We start from the raw sequence: 7,904 nt of genomic DNA on the forward strand, positions 1-7,904 counted from the left end.
CTTGTCTCCACGTAGCGCCTCAAGCGCTACCGTGGCCTTAAACTTGTCTGAAAAGTTCCGTCGCTTCGTCATTCTCGTATCCATTCGTTCGTGTTGGATACACCTTAGCACGCTGTCCAAATTTGCCGGACCACTTCAGACTCTCTTTCAAAAAAGAGTTGGGGATCACCCTTTTACCTAGAGCAATGCCTGATCTCGGTCAGCCTTAGGTCAATATGGTTCCCACGCAGCCCCGAGGCCGTGCAGACGGAGTCGTCGTTGGTTCCCCCAGGATGGCTGCCACGTCCCAGCTCCGGGCAATTCCTTCATAGCCAGCCGCCGTATACTTGCGGGATAGGTTCCGAACCATTCCATACCGTTACCAAGGGCAACCCGTCTGTCGCACGTTTCGATCGCCGGGAGATCAAGGACGCCCCACACCCCTCTCACGCCGATTTCCTCTGGCAAGGCCTTCCGCGAAGCTCAACCGTCGTCCTGCCTGGCTCAAGACGGTTTTTTCTGACAGTGCCTACTCTAGGGTCGCAACGACAGCGAGGCAGTCTCCGACAGCAATGAGACCCGGGAAGTGACGTGCGGCAAGTATGCCGGAGGCGCGCGACACAACAGTAACGGGCGGGACACCGGTGCGGTCGATTGGCCAAATTCGTGCCAAAATATCTCCCTCGCTGACATTCTGGCCAAGATCAATAATGGGTTCGAGCAGACCTGCGGCCTCAGAGAGGTGGAAACAGCCGGGGCCAGTTGTGTCTATCGCTAGACTAGGAGCCTGCGAAGGCAGCCCGGACAGAATACCCGCATGTTTTAGGACATTCTCAGCGCCTTGCCGAGCGATCTGTGCGGAGCGCGCCGTTGCCGATCCGCCTCCGCCCAATTCGGTCGATACAAAAACCTTTCCTGCCGTTTCAGCGGCTGTGTCGTACATCCCCACAGCATCGATCTCATGCAAGATCATTGAATAGGGTGCGTTGAAGGATTGCATTGCGGCGATACAGGCAGCTTGCTGGTCCATGTCTTCAAGGACATGCGCGGCTGCGAAAGGAATAAAGTCCAAGGTCTTACCACCTGAGTGGAAATCCAAAACTATATCGGCCAGCGGCAGAAGTGTTTCCTCAAAATAGTTAGCAATTTTTTGGGTCGGCGACCCATCGGGCGCTCCAGGAAAACTGCGATTCAGGTTCATTCCATCCAAGGGCGAGGTGCGGCGCGCTGCATGAAAGGCGGGAGTGTTCATAAACGGCACAATAATTACACGTCCGGTAATGTCTGAAAGGTCGAGATCCAAGGCTAGCCCCTGAAGGGCGATCGGTCCCTCATATTCATCGCCGTGATTTGCTCCAGTTAGCAGAGCAGTCGGCCCAGTCCCGTTTTTAATGACCGTGATCGGGATCATGATCGATCCCCAGGCCGATGTATCGCGGCTGAAAGGCAGACGCAGGAAACCATGGTGCTTTCCATCAGTATCGAAGAGCACAGTTGAGGTGATTGGATTTGCAGGCAGATCAGTAAGGGACATCAGTTTTTCACAATCAGTTTGCGAGGCACATTGGCGAGGCATTCGGGTCCGGTCTCACCGATCACGATACTTTCAGTGATCTCGAACCCCATATTCTCCATCCAAAGGCCGGTCATGAAATGAAAGGTCATACCTGTTTTCAGTTCCGTGAGATCCCCAGGCCGCAGCGAGCAAGTCCTTTCACCCCAGTCCGGCGGATAGGACAACCCGATCGGGTATCCTGCACGATTGTCTTTGTCGATGCCGTATTTTTGCAAAATGCCAAAGAATGCGATCGCGATATCCTCGCAGGTATTGCCTGCCCGTGCAGCTTCCAAACCCGCATCCATTCCTTCAAGCACTGCCTTTTCCGCATCGAGGAACTGCTGCGTTGGCTTGCCTAAAAAGATCGTACGGCTCAGCGGGCAATGATACCTGCGAAAACAGCCGGCAATTTCGAAAAAGGTTCCTTCACCCAACTTCATTTGCTTGTCATCCCATGTCAGGTGCGGCGCAGCCGCATCTGTTCCCGAGGGCAAAAGCGGCACGATTGCGGGATAGTCGCCCCCAAATCCAAGCGCCTCATCATAGCGCAGACTGGCGTCATAGATCTCGGCCACCAGATCGCATTTGCGAATCCCGGGCTCGACCACCTCAACAATACGTGCATGCATCCGCTCAACGATCCGAGCGGCCTTGCGCATCCTGTCAAGCTCAGCAGTCGACTTCACCCCACGCTGCCAGTTCACAAGGCCTGTCGCATCGACAGGCCGGGATGGAAGTCCGGCTGAAAGCGCCTGAAATCCCTTTGCTGAGAACCAGTAATTATCCATCTCCACACCAATCCGCCCGGTGTGCCAGCCGCGTTCTGTTAGCTTTGCAGCCAAATATTCCAACGGATGGCGTTCGGTCGACTGCACAAAGAAATCTGGGTAGCCTATGATGTCAGGCTCTCCCATATAGACTGTACGAAGCGCCCCCTGAGCATCCTGTTCGCGCCCAAACCAAACCGGCTCACCGGTTGGGCCAATGATCGTTGCTTGATGCACATAAAAGGACCAACCGTCATATCCGGTAAGCCACGCCATGTTAGATGGGTCTGACGTTATCAACGTATCGATCTCGGCAAGCTCCATTGCCTTTCGGACCTTGGCTATACGCGTTTCGTATTCGGCGTCTGAGAAACGAAATGTGTCGATTGTAGCCATGATCATTCAACTTTCAAAATTTGTGCCAAGTTCAGCTTTTCCGGCTCGGTTCCGAGCAAGAGTTGCAATTGCAGTGTCCTGCACGCCTGTGCCGGTTAAATCAGCGATTGTGATCTGCTCCGCGGATATGCGTCCGGCAGCGGTCCCGCAAATGATCTCTCCAAGCTCTGCAAACGACGCGTCCGGAGATATCAGCCCGGCCGCGATTGCGTTACGCAATTCGCCGAGATTTCGCGTTTGGCTCAGACGATCCGGTACATAGAGATCTGCGCGTTTCAAACAGGCTGGCTCCAATTCGCCCTTATGGTTCTGATCCGATCCCATGGCCGTCACGTGTTGCCCGGGTCTGAGCCAGTCAGCCTTGAGAATTGGCGAGGACGCGGGCGTCGTTGTTATGATGACAGCCGCTTGGGCAACGGCCGTTTGTGGATCATCCACGGCCGCCACCTCGATCCCAAGATCTGTTGTAAGCTCTGCAGCAAGAGCCTTTGCCGCCTCTGAATTTCGTGCCCAGATCAAAGCTCGCTCAATGGGGCGCACGAGGCACAGAGCCTTAAGTTGAAGACGCGACTGCATGCCTGACCCAAAAATTGCAGCGCTTGAAGAGTCCTCCCGGGACAAAATACGCGCAGCAACGGCGCCTGCCGCGGCAGTGCGTACATCCGTGAGATATCCATTGTCGAGCAACAGGGCTTCGAGCTGGCCTGTGCGTGCTGAGAACAAGACCATCAGTCCAGACGTCGATGGAAGGCCGATCTTGGGGTTATCAAAAAATCCGGGGGAGATTTTCACCGCAAAACTATCCAGACCTGGGACATAGGCCGTCTTGACGTCGACCTCACCATTAAAATCTTTGATCGCCATGGACAGGATGGGTGGCATAGCGACGTTCCCACCGGCAAGCGCACGGAAACCGTCTTCTATGCATTGGATCGTGTCGAGATCCAGTGGCACCGCTTTGCGAAGTTCGGCCTCAGTCAGAATGCGGATTTTTGGCATTATGAGCTCTCTTGAGAAACGTCGACATCTTCCCCTGAGATAACCCTGTGGTGCAATGACATGTCGATATTCCCGCCGCTGAGTATAAGCATAGTAGGCCCAGACAAAGTGATTTTACCCGCCAAAAGCGCCCCTACCCCCACCGCACCGGAGCCTTCGACAATCTGTCGTTCTTCCCAGTAGCAATGGCGAATGCCGTTTGCGATTTCTGCCTCGGTGAGCAAAACCAGGTCGTCTACGAGTTCGCGCACCATCGGAAAGGTAAAGCAATTGTCGAGCCCTATCCCTCCACCCAGACTGTCGGCCAATGTGGCGAGTTCCGTGACCTCAACCGGGTGACCGGCCGCAAGGCTTGCGTGCATGGCCGCCCCCCGCTCCATTGAGATCCCGACGATGCGGACATGTGGCAGGCGGGCCTTCAGCGCGGCGGCCACTCCCGATATCAGCCCGCCGCCGGAGACCTGCACCAAAACGGTCTCAACCTCGGGCATCTCCTCGGAAATCTCGAGCCCGAGCGTTCCCTGACCAGCGATGATATGGCGGTGATCAAAGGGGGGAATCATTGTCATGCCCTCTGCGACGAGTGCATCAACAGCGGCTTGTGCTTCGTCCTGACTACGGCCCCGGATCAGCACCTCAGCACCCTCCCCCCGGATCGCCTCGATCTTATTTTGGGGCACTAACTCTGACATCGCGATAACACAGCGGACGCCCGCGTTTGCGCAGGCGCGCGCCAAACCTCGTCCATGGTTACCTGTGGAGACGCCCACAACACCAGCAGCGCGCTCTGTCTCTGTCAGATGGGCCACAGCGTTCGACGCGCCGCGAAACTTAAAGCTGCCACTCAACTGGCTATGCTCCAGTTTCAGGTTAACCGGAACACCCATGCTCTTCGACAACGAGACTGAAGGTTCAACAGGCGTGTGTCGTATCATGCCAGAAATAGTGCGCCGTGCTTCAATGATCTCGTCCAACGTGACGCTGTTTTCGCTGCGTTCAGTCGGGAGCGCGAACTTAGTCATACACCGCCTCCAGAGGCATCCGATCGAAGATTTTACCTAGTCCTTCATTAGGGGCCAATCGTGCGTGGTTCAACATCTGCCAAAGGCCCGCCTGATTTGATGAGATGACAGGCTTCCCAAGGCGATCCTCGAGAGCTTCAATAACACCTAGCGCCGGAAGCGCCGTGCACGATAGGAACACGCCTTCAGACTGAGGACGGTCGGCAGCTATCGCGGCGTCGATGATAGTTTGCGATGAGACTCTTGCCATGTTTCGATCATCCTCAAGGCCAAGGCACTGTGCCGACACGACCTCCAGCCCCTTTCGCTGAAAGTAAGCAACCATTGGCTGGGTCGTTTTGGACAAATATGGCGTGACCAAAGTGATCCGCTGCACGCCAAGCGAACGGAACGCCGTCAGCGCGGCATCGGTCGGTGTGACGACAGGGACGTCGGGTTTGCCCGCCTGAATGGCATGTCTGATCGCGTCGTCACCAATCATGACCGAGGCGGCTGTGCAGGCGTAGTATATCGCCGCCATAGGTTCTCCGGGCAGCAACAAACGCGCCGCTTCGGTCAAGAGCGGCGCCATTCGTAACAGGTTTTCCGCGGTGGTTGGGTTCTCAAACGCGACCCTTGTCACGTGCAAAGCCGCACGATCGTGTGGAATGAGCCGTGCGGCGTCTCGTTCTGTCGTCAGGTCCGTAGCAAGCGCGATCAGTCCAAGGCGGGTTACGGCCTCTGCGGGCTCCAGTTGAACAGGGATGGAAGACAGCAATACCTCTGCGCGTTCTCCCATTTCACTACACAATCATCACTGGGCAGGCCGACGTCCCTGTCACCTTATGAGACACGCTTCCGAGCAGATAGCTTTCGACGGACCCCATACCGCGGCCGCCCATGACAATCAGGTCCACATTGTTTTCCTTAGCGAATGAAACAATGCCGCGCGCCACGGGTCCGTTTTTCACAACGGCACGGAGCCCTATCGCTCCTAGTTCCACTGCCCGGCTCTTGGCCTCTTCTGCAACTTCTTTGGCGTAGGCACGCATTGAATCGTCCATCGGCTCGGGCGTGTCGCGACGCACCATTGAAAAAGATGCCTCAAGCAAGGAGTGGTGGCGATAGACTGTCAGGATCGAAATCCTAGCCTTAACAAGCGATGCAAGTTCCACGGCTTTTTCAAGCGCGGCGATCGCGTTTCGTGAACCATCGATTGGTACGAGTATGTGTTTGAACATAGCTGCCCCGCTATTTCGCAAATGCCAGATCACGCAGAAACAAAGCGATCTGAGGGAAGTAAATCAAAGCGACCGAGACGCTCAGAAGGATGACGATAAATGGCGGCGTCCCTCTGATGACTTCGATATAGGGGCGTTTAAAGACAGCTATTGCCGTAAATATATCGCACCCGAATGGTGGTGTTGCTGACCCAATCGCCACCTGAAGTGTGATCACCGTTCCAACCAGAACAGGATCGAGACCAACGTCTTTGACCACTGGGGCAAAGATCGGGACAAGTACAAGGATGACAACAATAGGGTCGACGAACATGCACCCGATAAAAAACGCGATCGAAATCACGAAGAGAACCCCATACTGACCCATCTCATCGATGCCGATAGAACCAAGGATTACCTGTGGAATTTGTGCGAAAGAGATAACCCAGGAAAAGGCCGCGCCGGCCGCAACAAGGATGAATACAACCGCGGTGATCAGACCGGTGGATTTGGCGGTGCTATAGACATCGGCTAGGTTCATCGAGCGAAAGATCACGACTTCGAGCATCAATGCGTAAAAAACACAGGCCGCAGCAGCCTCAGTCGGAGAGAAAATCCCGCCATAGATGCCTCCAATGATAATCACTGGAAAGCCTAGTGGCCAAATTGCGCGCCTGACCGCCCCGAAGCGCGCGCCCCAAGTTGCCTTGTCCTCAGTCGGCACATCGTGGCGGATCGCATAAATCACTGAGTAGATCGAAAAAAGGACAAGGATCAAAAGTCCCGGGCCGATACCCGCGATGAAGAGTTCGGAAATTGACGTGTTTGAGACAACTCCATAGATTATCATACCGATGGACGGTGGAATCAGGAATGCAATGTCAGACGAGTTTACTATCAGGGCCAGAACAAAGCTGTCCTTGTACCCCGCCTTCAGCATACGCGGTCGCAGCGGGCCGCCAACAGCCACCACTGTCGCTTGCGTCGAGCCGGACACTGCCCCGAACATCGTACAAGCTGCCGCCGTGGATACTGCCAGACCGCCTTTGATATGGCCCATGAATTTCATCACCATATCGATCAGCCGGTCAGCTGATTGGCCCCGGGTCATGATGTCCGCAGCAAAGATGAACATCGGGACCGCAATGAGCGACGCAGGTCGGATGCCCGCCATGAACTGCTGAATCATAGTTTCCATCTGTGAAAAGCCGTTCAACATCATGTAAAAGCCAACAGATGCCCCGGCGATCAGCGGGACCATCATGGGAAAACCGAGCAAGAGAAGCACGATCATGATGGAAAAGATCGTTAGTGCCATGAGCCGTTCCCCTCAAATCTCGATTTCATCGTTGTCGTAGCCTTCAAGCACATTGGTCGAGAGATAGATGTCTTTCTCAACAATATTTTTGATAGCCGTCAGAAGGTACTGCATCCCCGTCATGAAAAATCCGACAGGCACCCAAACAAGCGTCCACCATACGGGGATCTGAAGGGACGGCAGCACCCGTCCTCGGCTGGCCTGAGTTCCAATATAATTGATGGCATAATAGCAAAGGCCGAACATGATGGTGGCTGTGACAAGCGATATGACAATCATCATGAATTTGCGGATCCGCGACGGCATCGCATCATAAATAGCTGACATGCGGATATGCCGACCTTGACGTGCAGCATAGCTGATGCCGGCAAAGGTAATCATGATAATCAGAATGCGGTTCAGTTCTTCAGAAAAGAACAAACTGCTTTGAAACACGAACCGGCCGATGACATTACTGATGGTGTTGGTGGCCATAAGGATAACACCCGCAGCAAGCATAACTGATTCAATTCTCGAAATTGCGCTATCCAGTGTGCCCAGAAATCCGGGCAGACTGGAGGCATGTTCGTTAGAATGCGGTTTGTCTGTCACGTCCGGCTCCTAACAGCGAGTTGGTCAAGGGCCCCGGCCGGCTCTCGCGAGCCGGGGCTATTCCTCGAGGAGGGA

General features: G+C 54.8%; 8 protein-coding genes. All 8 read right to left on the bottom strand.

The window, feature by feature from the left end; genetic code table 11:
- Positions 1–508: 508 nt before the first annotated feature.
- The 8 genes from doeB to Q1B15_RS18520 are packed head-to-tail and all read right to left on the bottom strand — an operon-like array spanning position 509 to position 7,829.
- Entirely contained in the window at positions 509–1,498 is a 990-nt protein-coding gene (gene doeB, locus Q1B15_RS18485; RefSeq protein WP_299756554.1) for a N(2)-acetyl-L-2,4-diaminobutanoate deacetylase DoeB, read from the bottom strand.
- Between the two features lie 14 nt (positions 1,499–1,512).
- Positions 1,513–2,700 (bottom strand): ectoine hydrolase DoeA, encoded by a 1,188-nt coding sequence (gene doeA / locus Q1B15_RS18490; protein WP_299756555.1) that lies wholly within the window; start codon positions 2,698–2,700, stop codon positions 1,513–1,515.
- A 6-nt stretch (positions 2,701–2,706) separates the two neighbouring features.
- Positions 2,707–3,699 (bottom strand): ectoine utilization protein EutC, encoded by a 993-nt coding sequence (eutC, locus tag Q1B15_RS18495; protein WP_299756544.1) that lies wholly within the window; start codon positions 3,697–3,699, stop codon positions 2,707–2,709.
- Positions 3,699–4,721 carry a hydroxyectoine utilization dehydratase EutB gene (gene eutB / locus Q1B15_RS18500; protein ID WP_299756545.1) on the bottom strand — a complete coding sequence of 341 codons (1,023 nt, stop codon included), beginning with the start codon at positions 4,719–4,721 and terminating at the stop codon, positions 3,699–3,701. The genes eutC and eutB overlap by 1 nt, the downstream gene beginning before the upstream one ends.
- Positions 4,714–5,499, bottom strand: a complete 786-nt coding sequence (locus Q1B15_RS18505) for an aspartate/glutamate racemase family protein (RefSeq protein ID WP_299756547.1) — start codon at positions 5,497–5,499, stop codon at positions 4,714–4,716. The genes eutB and Q1B15_RS18505 overlap by 8 nt, the downstream gene beginning before the upstream one ends.
- A gap of 4 nt (positions 5,500–5,503) precedes the next feature.
- Positions 5,504–5,941: a universal stress protein gene (locus tag Q1B15_RS18510; RefSeq protein ID WP_299756549.1), complete on the bottom strand. Its 438-nt coding sequence runs from the start codon at positions 5,939–5,941 to the stop codon at positions 5,504–5,506.
- Positions 5,942–5,951: 10 nt separating this feature from the next.
- Positions 5,952–7,238, bottom strand: a complete 1,287-nt coding sequence (locus Q1B15_RS18515) for a TRAP transporter large permease (protein WP_299756551.1) — start codon at positions 7,236–7,238, stop codon at positions 5,952–5,954.
- 12 nt (positions 7,239–7,250) lie between these two features.
- A complete protein-coding gene (locus Q1B15_RS18520; RefSeq protein ID WP_299756553.1) occupies positions 7,251–7,829 on the bottom strand; it encodes a TRAP transporter small permease in 579 nt (192 codons plus the stop codon).
- Between the last annotated feature and the right edge of the window lie 75 nt (positions 7,830–7,904).

The organism is uncultured Boseongicola sp. (assembly GCF_937988555.1).
Taxonomy (GTDB): domain Bacteria; phylum Pseudomonadota; class Alphaproteobacteria; order Rhodobacterales; family Rhodobacteraceae; genus Boseongicola.

Bases quoted from the DNA above. Each gene is read 5' to 3' on its own strand.
- doeA (WP_299756555.1), bottom strand. From the start codon at position 2,700: ATGGCTACAATCGACACATTTCGTTTCTCAGACGCCGAATACGAAACG.
- eutC (WP_299756544.1), bottom strand. From the start codon at position 3,699: ATGCCAAAAATCCGCATTCTGACTGAGGCCGAACTTCGCAAAGCGGTG.
- eutB (WP_299756545.1), bottom strand. From the start codon at position 4,721: ATGACTAAGTTCGCGCTCCCGACTGAACGCAGCGAAAACAGCGTCACG.
- Q1B15_RS18505 (WP_299756547.1), bottom strand. From the start codon at position 5,499: ATGGGAGAACGCGCAGAGGTATTGCTGTCTTCCATCCCTGTTCAACTG.
- Q1B15_RS18510 (WP_299756549.1), bottom strand. From the start codon at position 5,941: ATGTTCAAACACATACTCGTACCAATCGATGGTTCACGAAACGCGATC.
- Q1B15_RS18515 (WP_299756551.1), bottom strand. From the start codon at position 7,238: ATGGCACTAACGATCTTTTCCATCATGATCGTGCTTCTCTTGCTCGGT.